At 43.5% G+C, this 25,881-nt stretch carries 27 protein-coding genes; 18 read left to right on the forward strand and 9 right to left on the reverse strand.

The window, feature by feature from the left end:
* Positions 1–135 precede the first annotated feature (135 nt).
* The 9 genes from L1D37_RS09145 to L1D37_RS09185 all read left to right on the forward strand — a co-directional run bounded on the left by L1D37_RS09145 (position 136) and on the right by L1D37_RS09185 (position 9,445).
* The gene (locus tag L1D37_RS09145; protein ID WP_275665484.1) at positions 136–423 is read left to right on the forward strand and encodes a DUF2607 family protein; all 288 of its coding nucleotides are present in this window, start codon (positions 136–138) and stop codon (positions 421–423) included.
* A gap of 308 nt (positions 424–731) precedes the next feature.
* The gene (gene nikA / locus L1D37_RS09150; RefSeq protein ID WP_239847694.1) at positions 732–2,318 is read left to right on the forward strand and encodes a nickel ABC transporter substrate-binding protein; all 1,587 of its coding nucleotides are present in this window, start codon (positions 732–734) and stop codon (positions 2,316–2,318) included.
* 111 nt (positions 2,319–2,429) lie between these two features.
* On the forward strand, positions 2,430–3,374 hold the full coding sequence (gene opp1B, locus L1D37_RS09155) for a nickel/cobalt ABC transporter permease (protein ID WP_176681369.1): 945 nt from the start codon (positions 2,430–2,432) through the stop codon (positions 3,372–3,374).
* Entirely contained in the window at positions 3,371–4,195 is an 825-nt protein-coding gene (opp1C, locus tag L1D37_RS09160; protein ID WP_239847695.1) for a nickel/cobalt ABC transporter permease, read from the forward strand. Before opp1B ends, opp1C begins: the two co-directional genes overlap by 4 nt.
* Positions 4,192–4,998: an ABC transporter ATP-binding protein gene (locus L1D37_RS09165; RefSeq protein ID WP_239847696.1), complete on the forward strand. Its 807-nt coding sequence runs from the start codon at positions 4,192–4,194 to the stop codon at positions 4,996–4,998. Before opp1C ends, L1D37_RS09165 begins: the two co-directional genes overlap by 4 nt.
* Entirely contained in the window at positions 4,998–5,780 is a 783-nt protein-coding gene (locus L1D37_RS09170) for a dipeptide/oligopeptide/nickel ABC transporter ATP-binding protein (protein ID WP_239847697.1), read from the forward strand. Before L1D37_RS09165 ends, L1D37_RS09170 begins: the two co-directional genes overlap by 1 nt.
* Complete coding sequence (locus L1D37_RS09175) at positions 5,777–7,081, forward strand: MATE family efflux transporter (protein ID WP_239847698.1); 1,305 nt, start codon at positions 5,777–5,779, stop codon at positions 7,079–7,081. The genes L1D37_RS09170 and L1D37_RS09175 overlap by 4 nt, the downstream gene beginning before the upstream one ends.
* A gap of 157 nt (positions 7,082–7,238) precedes the next feature.
* On the forward strand, positions 7,239–7,598 hold the full coding sequence (locus L1D37_RS09180; protein WP_239847699.1) for a DUF6559 family protein: 360 nt from the start codon (positions 7,239–7,241) through the stop codon (positions 7,596–7,598).
* Between the two features lie 392 nt (positions 7,599–7,990).
* Entirely contained in the window at positions 7,991–9,445 is a 1,455-nt protein-coding gene (locus L1D37_RS09185; protein WP_239847817.1) for a lytic polysaccharide monooxygenase, read from the forward strand.
* A 289-nt stretch (positions 9,446–9,734) separates the two neighbouring features.
* On the opposite strand, the gene L1D37_RS09190 is transcribed toward L1D37_RS09185, so the two are convergent.
* The 3 genes from L1D37_RS09190 to L1D37_RS09200 form a co-directional block, all read right to left on the reverse strand.
* Entirely contained in the window at positions 9,735–9,968 is a 234-nt protein-coding gene (locus L1D37_RS09190) for a hypothetical protein (RefSeq protein ID WP_239847700.1), read from the reverse strand.
* A gap of 59 nt (positions 9,969–10,027) precedes the next feature.
* Complete coding sequence (locus L1D37_RS09195; RefSeq protein ID WP_050645270.1) at positions 10,028–10,747, reverse strand: hypothetical protein; 720 nt, start codon at positions 10,745–10,747, stop codon at positions 10,028–10,030.
* A 98-nt stretch (positions 10,748–10,845) separates the two neighbouring features.
* Positions 10,846–11,685 carry a LysR family transcriptional regulator gene (locus tag L1D37_RS09200; RefSeq protein ID WP_017078016.1) on the reverse strand — a complete coding sequence of 280 codons (840 nt, stop codon included), beginning with the start codon at positions 11,683–11,685 and terminating at the stop codon, positions 10,846–10,848.
* A gap of 193 nt (positions 11,686–11,878) precedes the next feature.
* Between L1D37_RS09200 and gntH the strand changes: the two genes are divergently transcribed.
* The 5 genes from gntH (at position 11,879) to L1D37_RS09225 (ending at position 15,963) form a co-directional block, all read left to right on the forward strand.
* Entirely contained in the window at positions 11,879–13,504 is a 1,626-nt protein-coding gene (gene gntH / locus L1D37_RS09205) for a guanitoxin biosynthesis MBL fold metallo-hydrolase GntH (RefSeq protein ID WP_017068281.1), read from the forward strand.
* Between the two features lie 125 nt (positions 13,505–13,629).
* Positions 13,630–14,145, forward strand: coding sequence for a hypothetical protein (locus L1D37_RS09210; protein WP_048611397.1), 516 nt, complete (start codon positions 13,630–13,632; stop codon positions 14,143–14,145).
* Positions 14,146–14,324: 179 nt separating this feature from the next.
* Positions 14,325–14,834 (forward strand): hypothetical protein, encoded by a 510-nt coding sequence (locus tag L1D37_RS09215; RefSeq protein ID WP_239847701.1) that lies wholly within the window; start codon positions 14,325–14,327, stop codon positions 14,832–14,834.
* 170 nt (positions 14,835–15,004) lie between these two features.
* Entirely contained in the window at positions 15,005–15,184 is a 180-nt protein-coding gene (locus L1D37_RS09220; RefSeq protein ID WP_192888814.1) for a hypothetical protein, read from the forward strand.
* A gap of 290 nt (positions 15,185–15,474) precedes the next feature.
* Positions 15,475–15,963, forward strand: a complete 489-nt coding sequence (locus tag L1D37_RS09225; RefSeq protein ID WP_239847702.1) for a GNAT family N-acetyltransferase — start codon at positions 15,475–15,477, stop codon at positions 15,961–15,963.
* Between the two features lie 135 nt (positions 15,964–16,098).
* Here the strand turns inward: L1D37_RS09225 and L1D37_RS09230 are convergent, their stop codons facing one another.
* Positions 16,099–16,674 (reverse strand): nucleoside triphosphate pyrophosphohydrolase family protein, encoded by a 576-nt coding sequence (locus tag L1D37_RS09230; protein ID WP_017059167.1) that lies wholly within the window; start codon positions 16,672–16,674, stop codon positions 16,099–16,101.
* Between the two features lie 213 nt (positions 16,675–16,887).
* On the opposite strand from L1D37_RS09230, the gene L1D37_RS09235 reads away from it, so the two are divergent.
* Positions 16,888–17,958, forward strand: coding sequence for a sensor domain-containing diguanylate cyclase (locus L1D37_RS09235; protein ID WP_239847703.1), 1,071 nt, complete (start codon positions 16,888–16,890; stop codon positions 17,956–17,958).
* A gap of 38 nt (positions 17,959–17,996) precedes the next feature.
* Here the strand turns inward: L1D37_RS09235 and L1D37_RS09240 are convergent, their stop codons facing one another.
* Positions 17,997–18,563, reverse strand: coding sequence for a DUF1415 domain-containing protein (locus L1D37_RS09240; RefSeq protein ID WP_239847704.1), 567 nt, complete (start codon positions 18,561–18,563; stop codon positions 17,997–17,999).
* 84 nt (positions 18,564–18,647) lie between these two features.
* Positions 18,648–19,847: an MFS transporter gene (locus L1D37_RS09245; RefSeq protein ID WP_239847705.1), complete on the reverse strand. Its 1,200-nt coding sequence runs from the start codon at positions 19,845–19,847 to the stop codon at positions 18,648–18,650.
* Positions 19,848–19,957: 110 nt separating this feature from the next.
* Between L1D37_RS09245 and L1D37_RS09250 the strand changes: the two genes are divergently transcribed.
* The gene (locus L1D37_RS09250; RefSeq protein WP_239847706.1) at positions 19,958–20,830 is read left to right on the forward strand and encodes a LysR substrate-binding domain-containing protein; all 873 of its coding nucleotides are present in this window, start codon (positions 19,958–19,960) and stop codon (positions 20,828–20,830) included.
* Positions 20,831–21,759: 929 nt separating this feature from the next.
* On the opposite strand, the gene L1D37_RS09255 is transcribed toward L1D37_RS09250, so the two are convergent.
* On the reverse strand, positions 21,760–21,996 hold the full coding sequence (locus L1D37_RS09255) for a glutaredoxin family protein (protein WP_016786183.1): 237 nt from the start codon (positions 21,994–21,996) through the stop codon (positions 21,760–21,762).
* 137 nt (positions 21,997–22,133) lie between these two features.
* On the opposite strand from L1D37_RS09255, the gene L1D37_RS09260 reads away from it, so the two are divergent.
* Together L1D37_RS09260 and rlmF are read left to right on the forward strand one after the other, a co-directional pair.
* Positions 22,134–22,631 (forward strand): M48 family metallopeptidase, encoded by a 498-nt coding sequence (locus L1D37_RS09260; RefSeq protein WP_161680468.1) that lies wholly within the window; start codon positions 22,134–22,136, stop codon positions 22,629–22,631.
* Between the two features lie 4 nt (positions 22,632–22,635).
* A complete protein-coding gene (gene rlmF / locus L1D37_RS09265) occupies positions 22,636–23,889 on the forward strand; it encodes a 23S rRNA (adenine(1618)-N(6))-methyltransferase RlmF (protein WP_239847707.1) in 1,254 nt (417 codons plus the stop codon).
* Positions 23,890–23,977: 88 nt separating this feature from the next.
* Here the strand turns inward: rlmF and pilW are convergent, their stop codons facing one another.
* Both pilW and metA read right to left on the reverse strand, forming a co-directional pair.
* The gene (gene pilW, locus L1D37_RS09270; RefSeq protein ID WP_239847708.1) at positions 23,978–24,727 is read right to left on the reverse strand and encodes a type IV pilus biogenesis/stability protein PilW; all 750 of its coding nucleotides are present in this window, start codon (positions 24,725–24,727) and stop codon (positions 23,978–23,980) included.
* Between the two features lie 179 nt (positions 24,728–24,906).
* On the reverse strand, positions 24,907–25,848 hold the full coding sequence (metA, locus tag L1D37_RS09275) for a homoserine O-succinyltransferase (RefSeq protein ID WP_004739682.1): 942 nt from the start codon (positions 25,846–25,848) through the stop codon (positions 24,907–24,909).
* Between the last annotated feature and the right edge of the window lie 33 nt (positions 25,849–25,881).

Here is a 25,881-nt window from a genome sequence, read left to right on the forward strand (position 1 = left end):
TTTGGTTTGTCATTGCTCTCATTTTATATAGTGATGAGAATGATTTCGATTAGTGATATTACTTTGATCTAGATACATAAATGGCATGTTTATCGGTGGTAGTCTCCTTAGCATTACCTCGATAGGGCCTAAACTCTGAACCTTTTCTCTCGCACTGCGAAACGCACATTGTTGATTTTGTCGTTATTCATGCTTCCTTTAAGCTTGAATATATCGTCGATCGTGCACGAATTGGAAATGGGAGAAGAGGTACATGCGCAGCATCAGTGCGGTATTTATGACGCGGTGCAAAGTGCCGTTCATAGCAGCAGTTTCCCCACCACAACTAAGACTCAAGCGCCTACTTATCAAAAGTTAACGCGCTTTGCGGTATCACTTTCTCTATCCGAACTGCCTCGTACACGTTCACCTCCATTCGCTTAACCCCTGAATATCGTTAACTCTTAATCCTGTTTGCGTACGCGTCTATAGGCTACCAATTGGCTAAATGATTGCGTGTGGCAACGGACACTAATGTGCTGTTGGCAAAGAAGGGAGGTACACACCTCTTACTGTCATACGCACGCTTAGTAGATTGAACGATCTTCACAGCCCGCTTTTCAACATCATTCTTATTGTTGAAACAAACAATAAGAAAAATGAATATGTCGCTAACTCTTGATGATATTTATCGTTATAGTACTATTTAGCCAGTAAATCATAATAATTATCATTACCATTAAGGTTTGTTTATGCCGTTTAAAAAACTTATCGCTACTGTAGCCGTTGCTGCTTCTGCTGTTATTCCCGTCCAAAGCGCGTTTGCTGAGGAGAGTACACTTACTTTTGCGAACTATCGTGATATCCGTGACCTAAACCCACACCTTTACGGTGGTGAGATCTTTGCACAAAACCTTATTTTTGAAGGGTTGGTGCATCTTGGTGAAAACGGTGTTCTTGAACCTTGGCTTGCAAAAAGCTGGAGCACTTCTGAGGATGGTAAAACTTATACATTCAAATTACGTGATGACGTCACGTTCTCTGATGGTAAGCCGTTTGATGCTAATGTCGTGAAAGCGAACTTCGATGCATTATTGGATAACGCGAACCGTCACACATGGCTGGAGTCTATCCGCTTGATGGTGGAAATTGAAAAGACAGGCAAAGAGAGTGTGACAGTTGTGGACAGCCACACGGTTCAAGTTGAGTTTGCTGAATCTTACTACCCGTTCCTTGTTGAGCTTGGTGTAACGCGTCCGTTTCGTTTCCTTTCTCCTGAATGTTTTAAAGACGGAACAACCAAGAATGGTGCGAGCTGTTACGTAGGTACCGGCAGTTATGTTCTGACTGATAACGTGGTTGATCAACGTGCGACGTTCGAACGCAACGAAAGCTACTGGGGTGAACAACCACAAGTCGACAAGATTGTGGCAAAAGTAATTCCAGACAATCAATCGCGTCTGCTTTCACTACGCAGTGGTGAAATCGATATGGTTTACGGCCTGCAACTGGTGAGCGCGCAGTCATACAAACAGTTTGAAAAAGATCCGCGTTTTGGCACTGAGCTATCTGAGCCAGTATCGACACGTATGTTGATTTTGAACTCGACCAGCGAGAACCTAAGTGATACTCGTGTTCGTCAGGCTCTGAGTCACCTAACTAACAAATCAATCATCGCAGACCGCATCATGTTGGGCTTAGAAAAGCCGGCAGATACTTTGCTTGCGAAGAATGTCCCTTACGCTGATATCGAATTGACGCCATACCAATATGACGTTGCTCAAGCTGAAAAACTGTTGGATGAAGCAGGTTGGAAGAAGGATGGTAAGACTCGTAAATTAGACGGCAAACCATTTGAAATTACGCTTTCTTACGACAGTGACAAGGTCGTAGAGCGTACCATCGCACAGTACTTACAAAGTGAATGGTCGAAGGTTGGCCTGAAGATGAACATCGTTGGTGAAGAAGAACAAGCGCACCGCGACCGCCTGAAACAAGGTGAGTTTGATCTATCGTTCAATATTTCTTGGGGTACACCTTACGATCCTCAATCGTTCCTTGGTGGTATGCGTAAACCAGTATATGGCGATTACGCTGCGCAACAAGGCATTCCACAAAAGGCTGAGATTGATAACCACATCTTAGAAGCGTTGGAAGCCATTGATGAGACCAAGCGTCAAGAACACTACACGTATGTTCTGAAAACACTGCACGAGCAAGCGATCTACATTCCGATCAGCTACGAGCAAAACCGTGCGGTATTCAACAAGCGTGTAGAAGGCGTTGGTTTCAACCCATCGCAGTTTGAAATCCCGCTACAACGTATGTCTGTAAAGTAAGAAATAGATAATCCTTGTCTGTTTCCTTTACCACTGACTAGCTTATTGACTGGCACTCTTTTGGGGGTGTCAGTCTTTTTGCTTACTGTTTTACATTAAGAAAGTAACCGAATGGCTAAATACATCCTAAAGCGATTACTGAGTGCGAGTGTGACACTGTTTTTTGTCTCTTTTATCGCGTTCGCCTTAGTTAATATTATTCCAGCAGATCCTGCTGAAGTGGCACTGCGTGTCAATGACACGACACCGAGCCCTGAAGCCATTGAAGAAATTCGCTTAGAGCTTGGGTTAGACCGTCCGTTTTTAGTCCGTTATACCGATTGGCTAGTATCGTCTGTACAAGGCGACTTTGGTATCTCGTACACCAATACCAATCGACTGGTTTCTGAAGAACTTGCACGAAGCTTTCCATATACGCTGAAACTTGCAGGGTTATCACTCATCTTGTTGGTATGTGTCAGTATCCCGATGGGTGTGCTCAGCGCCGTGTATAAAGATCATTGGTTTGATCGAATTGTCCGAGTATTCATTTTCGCCAGTACCGCAATGCCTAACTTCTGGTTGGCCTTCATTCTTATTTGGGTGTTTTCAATCAATCTATATTGGTTGCCAAGCAGCGGTGCGACCACTTTCAGCCATTTCATATTACCGTCAGTCACTCTGTGTATGGCTTACGTTGCTACCTACATTCGTCTTATCCGTAACTCCATGTTGGATTCAATGAATCACAACTATGTGAATTACGCGCGCGCTCGTGGCATTTCAGAGCACAGTGTCGTTTGGAAGCATCTTCTTAAAAACTCACTGCAAACCTCAATGACAGCGCTAGGTATAGGCATCGTTCGTTTGATTGCGGGTACCGTTGTTATCGAAAGTATATTCGCGATACCTGGCCTAGGCCGACTTGCGTTGGCTGCAATTTTCAATCGTGATTACCCAATTATCCAAGCTTATATCTTGGTGATGGGCAGCTTGTTTGTGGTCTCTAATTTGCTGATTGATATTTTACACACGGTGGTCGATCCCCGTCTCAAGTCAGGAGCGAAGAACTCATGATAAGACGTCTACTTTCCAATAAGACCGTTGTTGTTTGCCTGTTTATCTTAACGGCTATCTGCTTGATGGGGGCTTTTGCGCCTTACCTTGCGCCGCACGATCCTAACTTGGCGGATGTGATTAACTCTATGATGCCGATGTCGATGGAGTACCCACTCGGTACTGACCATTTGGGTCGATGCATCTATTCTCGTTTGTTGTTTGGTATTCGTACTACGCTGTATTACTCGCTACTAACCATGGTTATTACGGCAGTCGTCGGCGGCTTTATTGGTGTGGTTTCTGGCTACATGCGAGGCAAGGTCGATTCATTGATCATGCGTGGTTGTGAAGTGATGTTGTCATTCCCGTATGAAATTATTGTTTTGAGTATTGTGGGCATTATGGGGCCGGGTATTTTCAACATCATCATTGCGAACTTTATTGCGAAAATCGCATGGTATGTGCGTATTGTTCGAAGCTCCGTGATTGCGTTTAATCACCAAAACTACATCCTGTACTCACGAACGGTTAAGACACCTCAAAGTTTTATCTTTCGTAAGCACTTAGCACCGAACATCGCTGCGGAGGTCATCATTCTTGCGACTCTAGATTTAGGTTGGATTATATTGAGCATCTCAACACTGTCCTTTCTTGGCTTAGGCGTACAGCCGCCAACGGCAGAGTGGGGAGCAATGTTGAGTGATGCTAAAGAAGTTCTCTTCTCTAACCCTGAACAGATGGTCATCCCTGGGATCGCAATCATGGTAGTGGTGGCGTGTTGTAACTTACTTGGCGACTCTTTACGTGATGTATTAGATCCAAGAACGGAGCAAAGATGATGTTAGAAGTTAAAAATCTTAGCGTCGCGCTACATAAACCGACACACAGAGAGCTAGTCTCTGATGTGAGCTTTACACTCAAAGAAGACCAATGTTTGGGGATTTTGGGTGAATCAGGTAGTGGTAAAAGCCTGACATGCAATGCGATTAACGGGTTGTTGAACGACTCTTTCTCTATTTCGGGTCATGCGTTGTTTGAAGGCGAGAATCTATTTGATATGCCGCAGAAGCAGCGTCGTCAATTAAGGGGGGAGAAAATCTCGATGATCATGCAAAGCCCGATGACGGCTTTCAATCCACTGTTCACTATTGGCAATCAAGCCGTGGAAACAATAAAGCAACACCAGTCAATGAGCACTAAAGAGGCTGTTGACCTATTCTGCGATGTGCTGACTCGGGTTAACCTGAAATCAGTCCGAGATTTAATTAAGAAGTACCCCCATGAACTTAGTGGAGGCATGCTGCAACGAATTATGGTGGCACTGGCGTTGGTACTGAAACCCAAGTTGATTATTGCTGATGAGCCCACAACGGCGATTGATTATATCTCGCAGCGTGAAGTGGTTAAGGAACTGCAGTTTGTACGAGAGCAGTTTGGTACCAGTTTGATTTTCGTTAGCCACGACCTGAGTTTGGTGTCTCATATCGCAGACAACGTTATGGTTATGAACCAAGGCAAAGTGGTTGAGTACGGTGCTACTCGCAAGGTGTTCACTCAACCAGAAAGCAAACACACGCGTTACTTAGTGGATACTCGTATGGCATTAGTAAATCGATTTAAATCTGTCATGGAGAGCCGCTAATGTTGATTGAAGTAAAGAACGTCACTAAGGCATTCAAAAACGACGATAGTTGGTTATTCCCTAGCTACCAAAACGTACTCAATGGCGTCTCTATCACAGTTAATGAAGGTGAATGTGTCGGCGTGGTTGGCGAATCGGGCAGTGGTAAAAGTACACTAGGGAAAGTCATACTTGGTCTAGAAGCAGCTGACAGTGGCGAGGTGGTACTTGGCAACGCCATTTCGAACCTACCCATGCACCAAGTGATGAGTGTGGTATTCCAAGATTACAACACCTCGGTAAACCCGCGACTGACGATTCGAGAGATCATCAATGAGCCTCTGATTAACGAAAAAGTCGGTAAGGCAGAGCGAGAGTCCCATTTGGTTCTGCTACTTGAAGAGGTTGGCTTAGATGCAGGCATGCTTGATCGATATCCCCATCAACTCAGTGGCGGACAATTACAGCGTGTGTGTATTGCCAGAGCGGTAGCGCCGAACCCTAAGTTTATCTTGCTTGATGAAGCGGTGAGCTCGTTAGATGTCTCCGTTCAGGTACAAGTTCTCGACCTCTTACAAAAACTCAAACAAGAGCGTCAGATTTCGTATTTGTTTATCACTCACGATATTGCTGTCGCGAGTTTTCTTTGTGATCGTTTGATGTTTTTCAAAGACGGCCAAATCGTCGAGCAAGTCGATGATATGCGAATTCTGAAACACGTACGTGATCCTTACACCAAGAGTTTGTTAGAAGCGGCTAGTTATCTAGAAATACCGTTTGAAACTGAGTTTGACCAACAATGAAACTGACTCATCAAGATTACTTTAAAATAGCGTTCCCATTTATCGTTTCTACAGTCACTCAACCTCTATTGGGCGCTGTAGACACCGCCGTGATTGGTAAGCTTGGCGTTGCTGAGCTTATTGGTGGTGTGGCGATTGGCGCTGTTATCATGAATACCCTGTATTGGTTATTCGGTTTTTTCCGTGTAAGCACAACAGGGCAAAGTGCGATTGCATTGGGACGAAACAACCATGCAGAGCAGGCAAGCAGTTTAATTCGACCACTGTTACTCGCGTTATGTGTTGGCGTTGTTTTTATCCTGTTGCAGTCATTGATTTGGCAAGGTGCGGAGTGGCTTATTGAGCCGGAAGCCGCGGTAGGTGCTAACGCCAAGATATACTTCAATATTATGATCTTTGGTGCGCCTTTTGTTCTGATTAACTACACAATCATTGGTTGGTTAATGGGGCAGGCGAAAGCTAAAGCGACCTTGTTTACTCAAGTGGTCGGTAATGTGCTGAACATAGTGCTCGATATCGTGTTTGTTATGTATCTTGATATGGGGATTGCAGGTGTTGCCATTGCGACCTTAATCGCTCAGATCACCACGTTCGCTATCGGTCTCTACTTTGTGTTCCATACTTGTCAGTTTTCGCTGTGGGAACATGCGCGCTCACTTAAAATCTCGTCTAAAGATTTTAAGGTCATCGTGTCATCGAATATGGACTTGCTGTTGCGCACAGTTTGTATCCTTGTGTTTTTCAACATGATGGCACGCGTGGGCTCTCAATTAGGTTCGGACGTATTGGCGACAAACGCAATCTTAATGCAAGTGACCTTTATCATTAGCTACATGTTTGATGGTATTGCGAATGCATCGAGCGTATTTGCGGGTAAAGCGATAGGGCAGAAAAATCCAAGCTTGCTTGATAATGTCATTAAGTTAAACACGCAGTGGACAACGGCATTCATTATCGTGATGACAGTGCTTACCGTGATGTTTAAACATCAAGTCGTCATGATTTTCACCTCACTGCCAGAACTGATCGAGATTTACTTATCGATGAGTCCGTGGTTATTGGTGTTCCCATTGGTAGCGGGCTACGGCTTAACCTTCTACGGTATTTTTACCGGAACGGGAACCACTCGCCCTGTGAGAAATTCGAGTTTCATTACGCTGGTGTTGTTCTTGGTGGTACAGTTTTTTGCTGTGCAGTCTTGGGGGAATCACGGTTTGTGGTTAGCATTTACGTTGTTTTATGTTGGGCGCTTTATCTTCCTTATTCCATTTATTGGGCAGGTAAAACGAAAGTGCTTCTAGTGTATATGTACTAGATAACCTTCGAGAACTACGTTGAAGTCAGCAATTTTATTGCTGACTTTTTTATTGAGTACACAAACAAAGAATGACATCCTAACCACCTGCCATATCTTATAAATATGTCACGTGACTTTTGTAGATTAGAAAAGGAATCAAGGTGTTAAGGTACATTCAGCGTCGAAGAATCAAAAAGGTAATCAAACTCCTGTCTGCAAAGATGGCTAAGAGTTACGGGAGCCGTGATTTCTTCTCTATTGGACAAGTCGAAACCAGTTCTAAAGAGCTGAGCAAGCGCCAACAACAAATTGCATTGGCTTTGTTTGCTGATCCACAAGATCTTCATGTTGAACTAGCTCCCATCATTCAATTGCTGAGAAATGATGTGTCTAACGATTTCTTTGGCGGTGAAGGCTACAACGCCCGCGACGTTCTAAACCTTTTAGGTGGCAGCGGCTGGAAGGGTGGTCGCATGGACGATGACATGTCACATCGCATGGGGATGAATAGTCGCTATTAAGGTCTTCTCATTATCTTGCTAAGTACACCTTCTACTGTACATCTAGCGAATCTCCAAAAAAGCGGCTTACTCATTAAGCCGTTTTTTTATTCACTTTGAATATTGTTTCCTCAATCAAGATGGAATACTGAGATCCAATAATTCGAAGCAACATCATCTATCGACAACGCATTTCTATGAGTTGTGTGACTCTGATTCCTATCAATATAAAACCCGCTGTTATTGATAAAATTGACGTATATATTTTTCGTTGTTCTTTAAACAAAAACTATAAACCCTCGAACTGCAATATTGATTGGTTGTTGACCAGTTAGTCTTGTGTGCAGGGTAAAATAATAGAGAGTGGGAAAGTGACAACAATAAATAATAATCTTCTAAAAGTAGCAGTAGGTATGGCTATGCTATCGAGTGTGCCGTCAGTGGCAAACGCTCATGGTTGGTCTGAATTTCCAAGCGCACGTCAGAACACGTGTTACGAGCAAGGCGGGATTTGGTCAGGTACACCACCGAATGCCGCATGTGCTCAAGCGAAAGATATTTCTGGCTCATACCCGTTTGTTCAACGTAACGAATATGCAAAAAATATTCAGGATTTCAACAACATTAACGCTGTGAAAGCGGCGATTCCTGATGGCACGCTATGTTATGCCAACGATTCACAAAAACGCGGTATGGGTGCGCCTCATACTGGTTGGACTCGTACCGAGCTAAGTACAGGCACGTTTGAATATGTATTCAACGCGACTGCGCCACACAACCCTTCATTCTGGGAGTTCTACCTAACGAAACCAAACGCAGACTTGAGCAAAGGCCTAGCGTGGGGTGACTTAGATCTTATCCAAGAAGTGGGCAATGTTCCTGTAAGCGGTGGTAAATACCGTATCAATGTGACGATTCCATCTGACCGTTCTGGTGACGCGATCCTATATGTACGCTGGCAGCGTAATGATGCTGCGGGCGAAGGCTTCTACAACTGTTCAGACATCACTATCGCGGGTGGTACAACCCCTCCACCAGAGCCGGGTCCAGAGCCCGATCTAGTGCGTGGTGATCTGTTTGTTTCTGACCAATTTGGAACGCCAGAAGTTGGTGACACAGTTAAGTACGACATCATCAACAAGTATGGTGAAGTAGCGCGCAGCTTCGACATCGTTATCGACGCTTCAAACGTTAACGATTGGGCTCGTTTGTTGGCTTCAGAAATCAATGGCTGGCACGAAGAGTTCAAAGATGGCGCGATCTTCATTGGTGACTGGCACGCTGAGATGCAGCACTACATGTATTTCCAAAACGACCCTTCACGTAACTTCTTCAACTCAAAAGATAGCCGTGCTTCTGGTCAGTTAACGCTGATTGAAGGTGGCGACGGCGGTGTTGAGCCATTAAAAGGCGACATCTACGAACTAGTGAAGAGTGACAATGTCGTTAATGCTGGCGACAAAGTTGTGATTGCGACGAGCGAAGCAGCAAACCTGACACAGACTCAAGGTTCTGCTGTTAGCATTCAAAACAACGGAACGGCTTCAATTGTTGTAGATACGACTGCGATTACAGCGAACGAAACTTTGTCGTTCATTGCTAGCTCAATTGAAAGCGAAAGTGTAGAAACCTTCACGTTCGAAGTGATTGCTGATGACGGTGGCGTTACACCAGATCCAGATCCAACGCCGGACCCTGATCCTGCACCAAACCCGGGAACATGGGATTCATCTAACGTTTACCTTGGTGGTGAAGTTGTGACTTACTCGAACCAGTCATGGAAAGCACAATGGTGGGTTCAAGGCGGTACAAACCCTCAAGTGACCTACGAAAATGACAAATGGGGCGTTTGGCGTCCAGCTAACTAGTCTTTGTTTTAAAGATACTAATTAGCTTAGTCAAAACTACACAGTAACATCAGCACCATGCTTTATAAGTGTGGTGCTTTTTTTTGGGGTATAAGTAAAGCATGATGCGATATCTCCATGAAAATAATAGTACTGGTTCGACTGTGAAGTGAATTGTGTTTATCTTTATTAGTTCAAGTCTGACTAAAGAGTACATTGGGTTAACGGCTGGTTTTTTCGATGTTCCCATTTACTACTCCATCGAGTGTATCCAAGCCTCAGCTTTTGCGTTTTGTAATGTGTTAGCGAATTATTCCAGAATAAGGTTTTCTTTAATCTCATCGTTAAGATACCCCTGACCAAAATCTGGTGTCATGAATTCGAAGAAGGAGGAGTCTAGAAATCTGGTTTCTAGATAACTCGATTCTAGATAATGGAAATCTAAGTGATCAGCATTTGCGTAGGTGGGAATTGCGGAAAACAAAACGATACTGATCGCTGCAGCGATGTTAATGACTTTGTTGCGTTGAGGAGTCATTTTCATAGTAGTGCCCTCGAAAGGTGGGCAAATCCATCTGCCTATGAGAATTGAATCTGAGATGTTTAGAAGTCGTAAGACAAACCAAGCGTAATGATATTGTCGTTGTCGATCGGGCCCATCGATTGGCCGTTCAAGTAAAGGTCACCTTCGTTGGTATTGAAGTAGGTGTATTTCACGTAGGGTGTCCAGTCGTCGATGCTCTTAGAGAGAATAACTTCGTGTTCATTCGTACGGTAATCGCCTTGATGAAAATAGACATTGTTACCGTCATGGGTAAACCCGCCATTGGATCCATCACTGTTTTCGTGAGTGTATTGGTAAGCTAAATCCCAACCGGCGAGTGAGTACCCCGCACCGGCGATGAACTTATTGGTGTTGATCGTGGTGTCGCTTATATTTTCGAGTACTTGCCCTGACTGGTTATATCCCAATCCACTGAATACATTGAAGTTGTCGTTCACTTGATAATCAATAATACCTTCGATTAATAACTCTTCACCGTTGTCCCATTTACCAAGCTCACCGTATAGGTTGAACGTGAAAGACTCGCTGATGTGAAAGTCGTGCCCGTAACCCGCTGCCAGCCAACCCTGGTCATCAAAACCTATATAGACTTGTCCATTTTCTGAGGTATCGATTAATGCGCCAGCTTCTGTGGTGTAGACACCGTTATCTGCAGCATTAGAGGCAACGTTTTGTTCGATGTAAACTTGAGTTGAGGTCGCAAACGCTGCGCTGCTGAGTAATGTAAGTGGTAGAGCAATAAGGTTAAGCTTTTTCATGGATTCTCCAGTGTTGTTCTATTGAATTAACTTGCTGGAGAGTATGTGATGAAACCAAATTTATATTAATAGGGTTAACTTTAGTTAAAACCTCAGTTTCATTTATGTTTTCTTAATGCCGATTTGATTGCTTCACGGGTTTTGATGTGTTGCTCGTCGTTAGCATAACGGCGGTGATAGAGCATTCGAAACGTGAGCGGTTTTAATTTGATGGGGATAGGGTGAACGCGTAAGCCAAGCGCTGGTGCGAGCATTTCTGCAAAAGAACGAGTAGAAGCGGCGATGTAATCTGTCGTGCTTGCCAAAATCAGCATGCTTGAAATTGAGCTGGTTTCAATTCTGACTTTTCTTGGCTCGATATCGCTCTCTGATAAAAACTCGACCGTGTTCATGTTGGCGCGTTTGATCTTGAGTGCAATATGTTCTTCTTGGAAATACTCCTCTTTACTCAGTGTCTCACCAATTCGAGGGTGGTTGATTCGAGTCAGACACACGGGCTCCTCATCGACGATGGTTTCTTCAATCAATGAGTGTTTCTTACTCGAAAGTACATCAATGACGATATCCACTTTTTGTGCAGTAAGCGCATCAAACAGTTCTTCCTCTTCGAGCGGCGCTTCCGTAAAGCTTACGCCTTCAACCTGGCTAACGAAATGAAGCAAGCTCTCTGTGCAATAGACTTTAAGGTCATTCTTTTGCTGCTCAACCGTTCCAATGATGTTCAATGGGTCTTCTATCTTGTTAGCGAGTGATACCGCAGCTCCAGTGGGCGCGATACCTCGTCCTTCTCTCACAAATAAAGCTTTGCCCACGACCCCTTCGAGTCTCTTAATAGCCGCGCTTACCGCGGGTTGAGAAATATCGAGCTGCTCTGATGCCACGGTGATAGAGCTGTGTTTGTAAACGGCCAAAAATGTCGTCAGTAGATTAAGGTCCAAATTCAGTTCCCTCTATTCTTATTGCCACTCATCCAAATCATGGTGGAATCGTTATTAACTCATAAATGAAATGGAGGTTTTAAGTAAAGTTTACACTATATATCAAGGTTCGGTTTATTAATAAACTTGTTTGCATCGGAGTGAGGAAGGAACTTCATTCATTTACTAAATACTCAGACCGATAGGTGAAACTATGAGAACTTTCGCAAAATTATCAATCATCTCGACAGCAATGATCATCACGACAACCGCTTTTGCTGCTGACCCAATGATGCAATACAACACCAAGCAGACCAACTCTGATATTCAAAAACTCGAGAAATTTGAATATCACGAGGGTGAAACCCTTGAAGAGTATCTGAGCACTCAACCTAAGGGGAACTTGTACTCTTCAGAAGAAGAGGTCCTTTCTGTGTTAATGGGCGGTGTAAACAATGGTGACTATCGCAAAGAAACCAATTCAGGTTGGAAAGAAGGCCTGATGTTTGAGGGCATTGCACCTTATGGCGATCACATGGTGTCGGGCGCCAACTGGTTCCCACGAACTGAAGAAGTTCAACCGGATGAAATGCGTGTCACGTTCATGGGGACATCACCAATGATTCGCCCGGGGCAAGCAAACACCTCAATATACGTAGAATTGGGTAACGGCTCTAACTTTGTCTTTGATTTAGGTGAAGGGTCAATTGCGAACTACGTAGCGGCGGGTGTCGCGATGAATGAACTCGACCATATCTTCATTACTCACTTACACGTAGACCATTACGGCTCGTTACCTTACCTGTATCAATTTGGTGGTTGGAATGGTCGCTGGGAAAAGCCGCTTAACATTTATGGCCCGAGTGGTGCGACTCCAGAATATGGCACTCGTCATATGATTGAAGGCATGCAGCAAATGTTGAACTGGCACACCGATGCATTTGATGTGTTCCCATCAGGCAACGACATAGTGGTACACGAGTTTGATTTCCGCGACGACGGTGGCGTTATCTATGACCAAGACAATGTGGAAGTGATTCACTGGCGACGCAGTCACGCAAAAGATGGCGCGTCTGGTTACCGCTTGAATTGGACTCAAGATGACGGTCGAGTGCTTTCGTTTGTTTGGACAGGAGACGGTCGCCCAACCGAGTTGGATTTGAAATACGCAAAAGGCGCAGACTTGTTCATTACTGAACTGCAAACCGAAACGTTTGGTGTGTCTTCGATTATTCAAGGTGTACCGCCATTCTTAGCACGTTACACCGTTGATACCCACCATACACCAGCGTACGCGGCGGGTTATGTGGCGAATGAAGTACAACCGCGCTTGTTCATGACAACGCACATGACATTCGACCCATATCTCAATGAGGAAACCGTTGCTGAGGTTCGCCACCATTGGCAAGGGCCTTACCACTTCGGTGCGCCAGATGGCATTGTCGTTAACATGACTAAAGATAATGCGTGGGTTCGTGAAGGTATTTTACCTGATTTCCCGAATGCGCGAGCGCCACAATTTGATATGGCAGATGGGTCTGACTTTAGAATCCCGTTGCCGAAAAACAGCCGTGAAGACATACAAGAACAAGAGATTCGTGATTTAGAGTTGGATCCAAAACTGTACTACCCAGAAGGCTACCACCCAGAGCTGTTAACAGAGTGGCCAGTCGACCGTGACATCGTGATCCCAGCTGAACAAGTACCAGAAGCAATGAAGCAAGGTATGAACACCAAGCAAGAATACATGGATAGAGTGCGTGCTCACCACAATCTTGAGCGCAAGTCGGTAAGTCGTCCAACTGAGCCTGGTGAAGGAGCAGGAACCGATAACAAATAGGGTATTTGCAGTGAGGGCTGATATTGCCCTCACATCCTAAAAAGTTAGGTAAACAAACCCATTCTCTTACTCAATCATAAAGCTATTGCTTACAACTTCTTTGCTTAGAATATCTGGAGTTCATTATGAAAAAATCAATTTTAGCGGTCGTTATCCTTTCTTTAGTGGCAGGGTCTGTTTTCGCTAACGGACAGTCAAATGCTCACAACTATCAACCTGGTGCGACGAATAACTCAGAACGATTAGCGGACATTGATCCTAACTACGAACTGACCTTACCTTCAGAAAAAGAAGGCTACACCATGTACGATAACCAATACATGTCAGATGGCGGCACCTACACAACGTACGTCAAACCGAACCCTTCCGATGCAATGCATGTTGCCGATGAAGGCTCGCTAAAAATAACGCACGGTGAAGGTGGAGGCATTATGACGGAATACACAATAAAGGATGGCCAACACGCTTTTTCTGTTATGTGTGGATACACCTCGGGTCCTTCATTCTGGGCTGATGGAAAACCAGCGAAGGTATGTGAAGAGGCGCAAGCATTAGCGGTTGCCTTAGAAGCAAAAGGGCAATGGGAAATGAAGCAGATGGCTTACACCATCGCTCCAGCAAGAATCGTGGTTGATAAGTGATTTTTGTTTTCAGAATGCTCGTTATATCGAGCCTCGTTATCCAATCATATTGATTATTTGTAGTGAGATGAGAGAGGGGCTCAGGCTGAAATAGTCCTGACGTTCCCATCCGCTCATCTCACCAGAAGTTAAGCCAAGCAACTAATCAAATTGTTCTCTCAAATTTAGAAGGTCTATCCATGAATAACACTATTAAACTACTGGCTATTGCATGTGTTTTACTTACTCCAATGCTTGTAGCCGCTGCTGAACATAATCACAGTCACAATCATTTCAACCCTGCACTAGAACAACTTGGTGATGACATTATTGGTCTAACTGTGTGTTACAAAAATGGTCATCTCTCTGATGAAAACCAAGAACCTGCTTTCATGAACCTTATCAACCACGCCAATGTGGAAGGAGAGGAGTTAGGGATGTTCTACATGGACAAGTTGGGCCCTAAAGCCGAGCAAATCATGAGTGATGATGAGGCTCGCCGTTTATGGACTGAAGATTATTGTGTTGATTTGACTGATACCTATTTGGACTCAGACAAGTTAGCTCAAAGAGCAAATGAACATCAAGGTCATTCCCAAGGCCACGATCATGGGCATCACCATAATCATGACCACCATGGACATGGCGATTTGACACCAGAGGTGCTTGAGCAAGATATCGAACGAGGGCGTTTACTCAGTATCAACTAAGCAAAGTAAAATAAGTGTACTTACTTTGTTAGCTCTTGGCACAAAATGGTAAGACTCGAATCGAGTGAATGACTAGAATTATCTCAAACGAAACAAGTGAACTAGGGCTTATTCTGGTTACTTTATCTAATTCGAATGGATGCTTTGAAAACTCGAAAGAGGATTAATTGATGTACGAACTAACACTACTACTAAGCTTAATGATCGGTGGCGCTGACAGCACCGCTGAAATGGAAATTAATACCCAATTTACGACTCTTGAACAATGTAATGAAGAAGGCGCGGCATTAGCCGAGAAGCTAAATGCGACCGACCTTAAAGTGCTCCAAGTTCAATGTGAGCGTGACTAATCAAGAGAGCTAGTTTAACAATATGGGCACGTATCTTTGTGTCCATATCACATCAACATAGTAACCTATCCTTTAATCTCTCCATCTGAAACTCTTTCGTTAGCCACTACAAGTAAAACCATACTATTAACACGCCTTCGTCCAAATACTATTTCCCTTCCACTTGCTAATTATATATTTTGAAACATTTTCATCTAACCTATTGTTAAATATTTACTATTTGTTAGTGTGTCTAGGTGCACATTGAGGATGTGCATCACAATTAGTGAAGAATAATAGTAGGAGTTGCGATGAGTATTATAGTGAGACGGTCTGAACCGTCAGATGCGAAGGGAATAAAAGAAATCTACGAATGCACTAATGCTTATACCGGTACGCTGCAACTCCCAAATCCGTCTCTGGAAAGCTGGCAGAAACGAATCTCCAATATACCTGATAATGTGTACTCCTATGTCGCGTTAATCGATGGAAAAATTGTCGGCAATTTGGGAATGGAAGTGTGTGTAAACCCGAGAAGGCGTCATGTTGCTTCATTTGGTATGGGTGTCAAAGACGATGTATTAGGCAAAGGTGTCGGCAGTCAGCTACTCGCGACCGCAATCGACTTGTGTGATAACTGGATTAACATCAAACGACTTGAGCTTACGGTATATACCGATAACGAAAGAGCGATCAGTCTGTATAAAAAGTTTGGTTTCGTTATTGAAGGGGAGTCAGCAGGGTTTGCCTTTAGAAATGGCGAATATGTGGCGGCTTATCATATGGCTCGACTGGTATAGCGCTCGGTTTCTAACACACGGCTATAGCTAACACAGCTAGAGTTCTTTAATAGATAATAAAACGCCACGTTACAGAACGTGGCGTTTTCTATTTCAGTTAACTGATGCTTTGCAGCGCTTCAGTTTTAACTTTACTTAAGCTGTAAGAGGCTCAAGGTTCGCAGGACGGTAGTGTACAGATTTTAGTACTTTACCTTGGCGAACGGTTTTGCCTTCAGATACGAAATCTTCTGCGCACTTAGCAATGATGTATTCGCCTTTCTGAACTGCCATCAGTTTGATGTTTTGCTCAGCGTAGAAAGCTTCAGTTTCTGCGTATTCTGTTTCGTTACGACATACTTTGCTCATGTTGCTTGAGTGTACTTCGTCCCAACAAGGTAGAAAATCGATTGAACGGTTTTTAGAAACATTCAACAGTAGGTCGATCAGGTAGCTGATTGCTAGGTTGTCTTCTACCTTAGCTTGGCCAAGGTGAACCAAACGTCCCATCAAAACATAAACGCTGTCTACAATAGCGTCCGCTTGTTCGATTTTAGAGTCAGCTTCTGCAAGTTCTGTCAGTTCTTCGATCGCTAGAGAGGTATGTAGCGTATCGCCTTTTTCGTCCATTGTTTCAGGAGCAGCAACAGGCAGATCAAAAGTACTGCGGAACTCTTCAATGTCGCGGTAAAGGTGATCGTAGATTTCTTGGCTTAGTTGAGAAAGGTTCATTTTCCTATCCATTCTGTTTCGTTAATGGATTATTTTATCAAAGCTGGGAATAGGGTGCTAACGCAAAGTGGAGGAAGTCGACTTTTATTCATTGGATCAATGAGGTATTTTGCACACAAACTAATTGATTATTATGTTTATTTACACTTTACTCTTTTAAATATACCAAATATTGATGTTGTCACTAACTTCGGCAGCAGTGGGACCCCAAGTATGCACCAAGCTAGTGAAAGTGAAATTGTTATACGCCGCTTGTACCAAATCACCAATGATTATCGAAAGGGTTTCGATATTCAGATCGCTCAGTTGCTTATCATGGGGCTTGAACGCTTCGATCTAGATATTGGTATTCTGTCGAAAGTAGATGGCAACACTTACCTAGTAGAACATTGCGTGACTCCAGAAGGTGTCGACTTAAAAAGCGGTGACATGTTCGACTACCGTTCGACCTATTGCGAAATCACCTGCAAATCGAGTGGCCCTATCTGCATTGAACACTGCGGTAAACACAAAATCTATGCGAGACATCCTGCTTACCAATCCTTTGGCTTAGAATCTTACATTGGTATTCCCATTTTCGTCGACGACGAGCTTTATGGCACTCTAAATTTCTCGAGTGGTAATCCGTATTATCGCGAGTTCAAAGAGTTTGATATTGATGTAATGAAGTTAATGGCTTCATGGATCGAAGTGGAATTGGTTCGAAGACAACAAGAGCACAAGCTGCAAGAGCTGAACGAGAAGCTAGAATACCAAGCTCTATATGACCCGCTCACACATCTACCGAATAGACGTTGTTTGTTCAAAACGCTCAACGCAGAAGTCGAGCAACTAAAAGGCTCTTTAGGAAAGGGCACTTTGGCTGTTGTCGATATCGATTTCTTTAAACAGGTTAATGATACTTATGGTCACCAAATGGGTGACGTTGTGTTGAAGAAAGTTGCCAATGTTCTGAGCAACAACACTCAAGAAGGCGAGTTTGTCGCACGCTTCGGCGGAGAGGAATTCATTCTTTGGTACCCAAATAGTAACCCAAGTGGTGTTGAAGATAAGTTCAGAGCGCTTTTGGAAGATATGAAGAAAATTACACTCGATAGAAAGCCTGTTACGATATCAATCGGGGCGTGTCATTTTGAGTTGAGTACAGGTGATAGCAAAGGGGAAAGGATGTCGGCGCTCGATTCTTTGATTAAAGTTGCCGACGAATGTTTATATATCGCTAAACAAAATGGACGAGATCAGTTTGTATCTCGTCCATATCATCAAGAGCGCGCAAGTTCGTAAATACGGAAAACGTATTGCATTTTCCGATTCGGAATCGCTTAACTAAATAGGTAAGGGAACAGCTTACGACGCTCTTCTGGCGTTAAAGACTCCACTCTCGCGATGTTGGTATCTGGGATCGCTTCAGGGTTAGGGTAGTGCTTCAGTACCTTTTCCATGCTTGCCTCACGAATCAAATGGTAAACCGGATATGGAGATCGATTGGTTAGGTTTTCATCGTCTTCTGGATCCGCACCACCAAAGCAATAATCTGGGTGGAATGTCGCCACTTGGTAAACACCTTCCCAGTCTTGCTGTTTGATCAACGCTTCAACCCAATCAATGAACATGTTGTAGTCGAAGAAGTCTTGCAGCATGTTAGGAACAACCACCAAGGTCGTCTCTAACTCAGCGACTGGCGTGTTATCTAACTCTACGAAATGCGTCATGATGTCTTCCAGTAACGTTTCTTCCGTATTCGCTTCACTCACAAAGATCTTAATCTGTTTATTACGTTGTGGCTTGGCTGCGAATGGGCACAGGTTTAGGCCAATAACAACATCGTCTAACCATTGTTTTACTTGGTCATGGATGGTTTGAAGATCTGTGTTTTGAGTGTTCGACATAACAGGTTCCGAAATGAAATTTTGCGTAGGATATCAGAACGAACGTCAATCAAAAGCAATAATTCATTGTATACCTTGTCTTAGTTAAGCTTCAGCGAGCTTAGAGGTCGATACTTGAAGTTGTTTTAACTGATAGACCCATGCAAATATCGCGACATAGAAAATAGAGCCGCCCGCTATCACACCGTTCCAGCCAAATAATTGCCAGCAGTACAAGAGTAAGAATCCACCTAAACTACCGCCGATGTAATAGTGAACTAAGTATAGCGCGGTCGCTGTCGCCTTAGCGCTTGGGGCTTTCTGACTCACCCAAGAGTAGGCAAGGGTGTGTGCGAAGAAGGCTCCGCCACTAATCAGTAATAAACCTGCGAGCATGAACGGCACTTTATCAACAGCAGAAACCAACATTCCGATTAAGCTGATACACACGCCCATTAAGATTCCGTTTAAAGGATCATAGCGAAGTGTCCATTTGTTGGATAGCTTAGAGCTGACAGTACCAGCCAAGTAGCAGAGGAATATGAGTGAGGCTAAACCAACAGGTACTGAGTGTGGTTCGGATACCAGTCTAAAGCCCATTACAGAGTACAGATTAACAAACAGGGCGAAGTTAGCGCCGCCAATCAACATAGCAAGCCACAAGGTACGATTTCTTAAGTGCATTACGACTGAACGATTGTGATGAAAGAACAGCCCTTTTTGAGGCTTGAAGTTCTGTTGGTCAGGTAGGCGATAGGCAATAAAGAGTGCACCAAGTAATGAACCGATAACAAAAAACAACACGGTTGCATGCCAATCGAAATAGTCTGTGATTAAGCCGCCTAATACACGCCCGAAGATACCGCCTAATGAGTTGGCCGCAATGTAGCCACCAATCGCGACAGCAAAGGCTTTGGGTGTTAACTCTTCAACCATATAAGCAACCGCCACACCAGCAAATGCCGCGACAGCGATACCCATAAATGCGCGGGCAATAACGAGTTGCAACAAGGTAGTGGTGAACACCATGCTTAACCCTATTAATGGGATAGCGAACAGGCTGAACAGAATGATAGGTTTACGACCAAAGGTTTCAGAGGCAATTGCCCAAGGTACCAAGCTAATCGAAAGGCCAAGTGTTGTAGCAGCAAACAACCAGTTGATTTGGGTTTCTGATACTTGGAAGTGTTCTGCCATGTGCGGCAAAATGGGTTGAAAAAGGTAGAGGTTACAGAAAATGATAAACGAACCAATCGCCAATGATTGGGTGATTCGTTTGTATTGAGAACTGCCTTTATCAAACATCTACGTAGCGCCTGTGCGAATAATTAAGCTATTTGTGAACAAGTTATCAGTACAAATGTGATTAAAGAAATATATTAAAAATATCACCTTTATATATTAAATATATCACCATGCTTGAATCAAAACCCCTTCGACATTTTCTTGCTGTAGCTCAATTTGGCAACTTCACGCAGGCGGCTAAAGCGCTGCATATTGCACAGCCTGCATTAAGTATCTCCATCAAAAAACTCGAACAGACATTGGAGTTAATTCTGTTTCGGCGTGGAGACAAATCCGTCACTTTAACGGAAGAGGGAAAGGTGTTGTTTGATCATGCTAAGAGAATTGCCCAGCAGTTTGATGATGCTCAGCTTGCGATGAACGAGTTAAAGGGGTTGGAGAAAGGAGAAGTGCGGTTAGGAGCGCCAAGCATGATGGGGAGTTACTTTTTCCCGCAAGTGGTGATGGCCTTTAAAAGCCAATACCCGAATCTAAAGTTAACACTGATTGATGCGGGTACAGCTTCGATACGCGAGATGCTATTAAACGGTGAACTCGATATTGGGGTTATCAATCATGAAAATGTGCCTGACGATCTCGAAACCGACCACCTACTTAGTTCTGAGATGTTAGCGGTTGTAGGCAAAGAACACCCACTAGCATCGCAACCGTCCATCACTTTTGAAGAGTTTTTCGCTCAAGAGCTGATCATGTTCAAGTCAGGTTATTTCCATCGTGATTTTATTGATGCGACCTGTAAGAAATACAATCTAGATATGACCATCGCGTTCGAGACTAACTTGCTACCGATGATTTTATCTATCGTGAAACGGGAATTCGCGATTACAGCACTGCTAAGCTTAGTCACGGAGTACGAAGAAGACGTGGTCGGAGTGCCATTCAAAGACCCTGTCAAACTGAACCTATCTCTAGCTTGGAGAAAGGAAGGTTATCTGTCGAAAGCAGACCGAACCTTTATTGATTTCGTAAAGCAGTATGTGTGATGAATTCTTGTCAAACGAGCTGGTAATTTGAACCAAGGTCACACTTTAGCGAGCGAGTTGCGACTGATGTCACGTTTTGAGTCTTAAATATTAACGGCTTATAATTTACTAAGTACGTGTAATACTCAATAATCACTATACCTTTTGAGTATGGCATACTGATTTTATGAAATGTGAATGTAAAGAGCAAAAACTGGTTAGGATTCATCGAACGTTTATGGATCGTTTCTTCGGTATTAAGGGGCGATACCAGTGTGTCAATTGTGGTACGGTCTTCAAAATTAAAGGCCAATAATTCATCCGATTTAAAGCTAGTACACATTAGTCTTTATCTTCGCTTTGTCATATAGGCCTGTATCTAACGGGTCTAGTGTTTTTCGTTGTCGAGCAGTTCCGCATTTATCCTCTAAAGTGTGTTTGGTTGTCGATTAGTCGATTTATATTCAAATCTAATTCAAATCCTTCAAATTACATTCATCCTATTTCACCTGTTGTCCTCATTGGTTTGCCATTAGTCTATCGTCTAACCTAATGTTTTTTAAGATAAGTAGATCTAAAATTCGCTTCTACGAGATAGCTCTAATGTTAGTTATATTATTTACAGAAAAACGTGTGTCCTGCGATATGGTTACCTGAGATTTACTAAGACATATTGCTTACCAATCAGTTATTAATTTGGTAATCGCAGAACAATGAAATGTACGTGTAAAGATCAAAGGCTCGTTAGAGTTCACCGAACAATATTGGACAGATTTTTGGGTATTAAAGAAAGGTACAAGTGCGCTGCTTGCGGTGCGTGTTTAAGAGTAAAAGGTTAACGTTGCTCAAGGTTGGTAACTGGCTGTTATAAGAATATAAAACAAAGCCCGCAGATCCTTATTCGGATCTGCGGGCTTAGCTGCATAGAAGTATGACTTATTCAGAACATGTTAGGTGTTCTTAGAGTTATACATCTTATCGAAGTTCTTCTGATTCCATCCGACCATCACTTGGTCGCCGATTTTCAGTACAGGGATAGAGCGAGCACCCATTGCCTGTAACTCTTTACGGCCACGCTGCATTTTTGCATTCGTTAGGCGGTAAACAATTTTCTTAGAGTCCAAATAGCGTTGGGCATCTTTACAGTGTGGGCATTTGTCTGCGACGTACAATACAACACGTTTCATTTTTTCATTCTCTTGGTGAATCTCGCTAAAGTGTAACGAATCCTAGGTGATTAGAAAAGTGTGATAAGTTACACTATGCGGCTCAATTTTCAAGACCACAACGTATTGTCGTGGTGTAACTTGTACGGTCTTTCAGAATGCATCCTTCTTTACGCTATATTCAAGGCTATCCTAAGCACATTATCGACCCTGTGACTCAACTTGTAGAGTCGGGTAAATTAGTGCCTTGGTTTGAAGCTCGCTATCCAAATAATCATGAAATAAAAAGCGAGAAGGCCCTGTTTGATTATGCGATTGAGATTAAAAATCGCTACATGAAGAAAACACCACCGATCAGCAAGGTAATTTACGACGGGAAGATACACCTAATCAATAATGCATTAGGCCTTCACTCTTACGTTGCCAAGAATCACGGTGGCAAGATCAAATCGAAGAATGAGATTCGTATCGCCAGTGTCTTTAGAAATGCACCAGAGCCTTTGCTTCGAATGCTGGTCGTGCATGAACTGGCGCATATCAAAGAGAAAGAGCACGACAAAGCCTTTTACCAACTATGCTGTCACATGGAGCCGGAATATCACCAACTTGAGTTGGATGCCCGTTTATTCATGATGTATTTAGATTTAAAGAAGTAGCCCAATGAGCCAATCACAAAATAGAACAACGCTAAGCCTGTCGAAAAACAACGCTTCTGATAAAAACCGTAGCAATGCAGATTCGAAAGCGGCTGGACAGAATAAAGCCAAGCGAGTTTCTTGTAAACCAACCAATAATAAAGGCGGAGCGGGTAAAGCGCCGTTTAAGAAAGGCACTTCGAATAAGAGCGCACCAAAAAGTTCGAGCGGTTCGCAAAAGCCTTCTGCTTCGAAGCGAACAGGTGGTTCACCGCGAAACAAAAATAATGCTAAACCAGTGGGCGGACTGCATCCAAGAAACCAGCACACAGGTCGCTACGACTTCGAGTTATTAGTTGCTGCGTTACCTGATCTGAAAGAGCACCTGATTATGAATCCTGTCGGTGAAGATACGATCAACTTCTCTGATCCATTAGCGGTTAAGTTACTTAATAGGGCGCTGTTAGCACATCACTATGGCGTTAAGCATTGGGACATTCCAGCGGGTTACTTATGTCCGCCAATTCCAGGCCGAGCAGATTATATCCATAGAGTGGCAGACATCCTTAACAGTGATGGTCAAGGCGAACCTTATAATCACGCTTCGGTGAAGGCGTTGGATATTGGTGTTGGCGCAAACTGTATCTACCCAATCATTGGTACCACAGAATACAAATGGCGTTGTACGGGGACAGATGTTGACCCTGTATCCATCAAAACAGCAAACTTCATTGCAGAGAGTAACGCGAACCTAAAAGGTAAGATCCGAGCACGCCTACAAGCAGACTCAGAAGCCATCTTTAAAGGTGTGATTAAAGATAATGAACGTTACGATGTCACTATTTGTAACCCTCCATTCCACGGCTCTTTAGAAGAAGCGGAAAGAGGGTCGCAACGTAAACTTGATAATCTAGCGGCAAACCGTGCTAAGAAAGCAGGTAAGTCATTCAAGCCAGAATCTAAAAAATCGCAAGCTAAGCAAGACAAGCCAACCTTAAACTTTGGTGGTCAAAAAGCGGAACTATGGTGTCCGGGTGGTGAAGCGGCTTTCATTATGAAAATGGCGAGAGAGAGCCAGCAGTTTGCAACGCAAGTGCTATGGTTTACGACACTGATTTCTAAGAAAGACAACGTAGACATGATTCGTTCAGAGCTTGGTAAGTTGAGAGCGAAACAACTAAAAGTGGTAGAGATGTCGCAAGGCCAAAAGGTGAGTCGCTTTGTAGCGTGGACCTTTATGGATGATGAGCAAAGACAAGAGTGGATTGCACTTAAATAACTCTCCAATACGAAAGTACCTAATAGCTTAACTAAGAAAACGGGCTTGTTGTTCATTCAACAAGCCCGTTTTTTATGTTCTAGTGATTCTAAGCGGAGAGCAACTCGTCTAATTTTGCTTGATACTTCTTCTCAAGTGCACTGTTTCCGGCTTTATTTTCCAGTTCTACCAATATTTGAAGCGATGGAATTTGATAGCCATAGCGCTGGTGGAACTTGAACAGACGAAGCCTCGCGTCGTTATAATCTGCTTCACTTACTTCAATTTTTGATAGCTGCAATATCGACTTTGCTCGATTTGGATCGTGGTCAATAGCACGTGTGAAGTAATACTTTGCTTGGTCAGTATTACCGGCTTTAAACGCGCAAAAGGCCGCATTCTCATAACTGGCAGATACGAGATAATAATAGGGTTGGTCGATAGCTCTGTTGAAGTATTTGTCAGCTTGCTCATACTCGCCTTGTTTACACAAAAACGTACCGTAGTTATTCAATACATTTCCGTTTCTGGAATCTAAACTCAGCGCCTTTCGGTAAGTGGATCTTGCTTCATCGACTTCGCCTACTTTTTCATAATAATGCGCCATGGAGAGGCGGGCGCGGTAGTAGCTGGGTGCGTGTTGGATGGCAAGCTCTAGGTTCTCGCGTGCTCTTACCATATTGCCTTGCCCCATGTAGCCTAAGCCTAGTTCAATACGAGATTCAGACATCGCGATAGGGTCACTTTCTATCTTGGGCGGACCTTCGGTAACAGAAACACAACCAACGATGGATAGAGAGGCGAGTAGTGCAACACTTGTTGATAATCGGGAATATGAAAGCAATGACTTGGCAGGCATGTGAAGCTCCTTATGAACACCAGACAATCATATGAAATTGGCTAACATAAGGTGGTAATTCAATGGTGGAATGCGACCCAGTCACCATAAAAAAGCTGGGACCGGTAATCTATTGTTATTGTTTTACTAATCAATAGATTACCGAGCACAGCTTTAAGATACGGATTAAAAGTCGGTTATTAATCGTCTTTAGTGAAGTTCTCTTCGCTGAAGTGATCTAAATCGTAAGGCGTTTGCTGGTAAACGCAATAGTTTAGCCAATTTGAGAATAGCAAGTGTCCATGGCTTCGCCAGCTCGCAACAGGTTTGTTGTCTGGATTGTTGTTTGGGTAGTAATTAATAGGAATCACAGGCTCCATGCCTTCACCCAAATCACGAATGTATTCGTTGTGAAGCGTATGAGCATCATATTCAGGGTGACCCGTCACAAACACGTTTCGCTTGTCTTTGGTTGCCGCCAGATACACACCAGCCACGTCGGAAGTCGCAAGCACATCAAGGTCGGTATGCTCTGCTAGATACTCTGGTGAGAAATCCGCATAGCGAGAGTGTGGTGCCAAGAAGGTATCATCAAACCCACGTAAGATAGGGTGGTAAGGGTTATGAATCTCATGATTGTAAACACCAGACAGCTTCTCTTTACGAGTACGCTTTGGCAAATCATACAACAGTTTTAAGCCCGCTTGAGCTGCCCAGCATACATAGAGTGTGGAAGTAACGTGCTTGTTAGCCCACTCCATGATGGTTTTCAGGTGATCCCAGTAAATAACATCTTCAAATTGAACCAAGCCCAACGGAGCGCCAGTGATTATTAGTCCATCAAAGTTACGGTTTTTTACCATCTCAAATTGGCGGTAAAAGTTATCTAGGTGTTCAGTTGGTGTGTTTTTACTTGGTCGGTCATCAATGCGTAACAGCTCAACATCCACTTGCAATGGGCTGTTTGATAGTAGGCGTAAGAATTGAGTTTCAGTTTCAATCTTCTTCGGCATTAGGTTGAGGATCAAGACTCGAAGTGGACGAATTTCCTGTGTCGATGCTCTTGATAGCGGCATAACAAAGATGTTTTCTTCACGAAGAACATCGGACGCTGGCAATTGGTCTGGAATGCGAATAGGCAAAGCTTTCTCCCTAAGCTAGATATGTAGACGTCT

It is taken from the genome of Vibrio sp. Isolate33 (assembly GCF_022397895.1).
Taxonomy (GTDB): domain Bacteria; phylum Pseudomonadota; class Gammaproteobacteria; order Enterobacterales; family Vibrionaceae; genus Vibrio; species Vibrio pomeroyi.

What these genes read in the sequence shown, in the direction of transcription:
- nikA (WP_239847694.1), top strand. Translation starts at nt 732, where the DNA reads ATGCCGTTTAAAAAACTTATCGCTACTGTAGCCGTTGCTGCTTCTGCT.
- opp1B (WP_176681369.1), top strand. Translation starts at nt 2,430, where the DNA reads ATGGCTAAATACATCCTAAAGCGATTACTGAGTGCGAGTGTGACACTG.
- opp1C (WP_239847695.1), top strand. Translation starts at nt 3,371, where the DNA reads ATGATAAGACGTCTACTTTCCAATAAGACCGTTGTTGTTTGCCTGTTT.
- L1D37_RS09165 (WP_239847696.1), top strand. Translation starts at nt 4,192, where the DNA reads ATGATGTTAGAAGTTAAAAATCTTAGCGTCGCGCTACATAAACCGACA.
- L1D37_RS09170 (WP_239847697.1), top strand. Translation starts at nt 4,998, where the DNA reads ATGTTGATTGAAGTAAAGAACGTCACTAAGGCATTCAAAAACGACGAT.
- L1D37_RS09175 (WP_239847698.1), top strand. Translation starts at nt 5,777, where the DNA reads ATGAAACTGACTCATCAAGATTACTTTAAAATAGCGTTCCCATTTATC.
- L1D37_RS09185 (WP_239847817.1), top strand. Translation starts at nt 7,991, where the DNA reads ATGGCTATGCTATCGAGTGTGCCGTCAGTGGCAAACGCTCATGGTTGG.
- L1D37_RS09190 (WP_239847700.1), bottom strand. Translation starts at nt 9,968, where the DNA reads ATGAAAATGACTCCTCAACGCAACAAAGTCATTAACATCGCTGCAGCG.
- L1D37_RS09195 (WP_050645270.1), bottom strand. Translation starts at nt 10,747, where the DNA reads ATGAAAAAGCTTAACCTTATTGCTCTACCACTTACATTACTCAGCAGC.
- gntH (WP_017068281.1), top strand. Translation starts at nt 11,879, where the DNA reads ATGAGAACTTTCGCAAAATTATCAATCATCTCGACAGCAATGATCATC.
- L1D37_RS09210 (WP_048611397.1), top strand. Translation starts at nt 13,630, where the DNA reads ATGAAAAAATCAATTTTAGCGGTCGTTATCCTTTCTTTAGTGGCAGGG.
- L1D37_RS09215 (WP_239847701.1), top strand. Translation starts at nt 14,325, where the DNA reads ATGAATAACACTATTAAACTACTGGCTATTGCATGTGTTTTACTTACT.
- L1D37_RS09220 (WP_192888814.1), top strand. Translation starts at nt 15,005, where the DNA reads ATGTACGAACTAACACTACTACTAAGCTTAATGATCGGTGGCGCTGAC.
- L1D37_RS09225 (WP_239847702.1), top strand. Translation starts at nt 15,475, where the DNA reads ATGAGTATTATAGTGAGACGGTCTGAACCGTCAGATGCGAAGGGAATA.
- L1D37_RS09230 (WP_017059167.1), bottom strand. Translation starts at nt 16,674, where the DNA reads ATGAACCTTTCTCAACTAAGCCAAGAAATCTACGATCACCTTTACCGC.
- L1D37_RS09235 (WP_239847703.1), top strand. Translation starts at nt 16,888, where the DNA reads ATGCACCAAGCTAGTGAAAGTGAAATTGTTATACGCCGCTTGTACCAA.
- L1D37_RS09240 (WP_239847704.1), bottom strand. Translation starts at nt 18,563, where the DNA reads ATGTCGAACACTCAAAACACAGATCTTCAAACCATCCATGACCAAGTA.
- L1D37_RS09245 (WP_239847705.1), bottom strand. Translation starts at nt 19,847, where the DNA reads ATGTTTGATAAAGGCAGTTCTCAATACAAACGAATCACCCAATCATTG.
- L1D37_RS09250 (WP_239847706.1), top strand. Translation starts at nt 19,958, where the DNA reads ATGCTTGAATCAAAACCCCTTCGACATTTTCTTGCTGTAGCTCAATTT.
- L1D37_RS09255 (WP_016786183.1), bottom strand. Translation starts at nt 21,996, where the DNA reads ATGAAACGTGTTGTATTGTACGTCGCAGACAAATGCCCACACTGTAAA.
- L1D37_RS09260 (WP_161680468.1), top strand. Translation starts at nt 22,134, where the DNA reads ATGCATCCTTCTTTACGCTATATTCAAGGCTATCCTAAGCACATTATC.
- rlmF (WP_239847707.1), top strand. Translation starts at nt 22,636, where the DNA reads ATGAGCCAATCACAAAATAGAACAACGCTAAGCCTGTCGAAAAACAAC.
- pilW (WP_239847708.1), bottom strand. Translation starts at nt 24,727, where the DNA reads ATGCCTGCCAAGTCATTGCTTTCATATTCCCGATTATCAACAAGTGTT.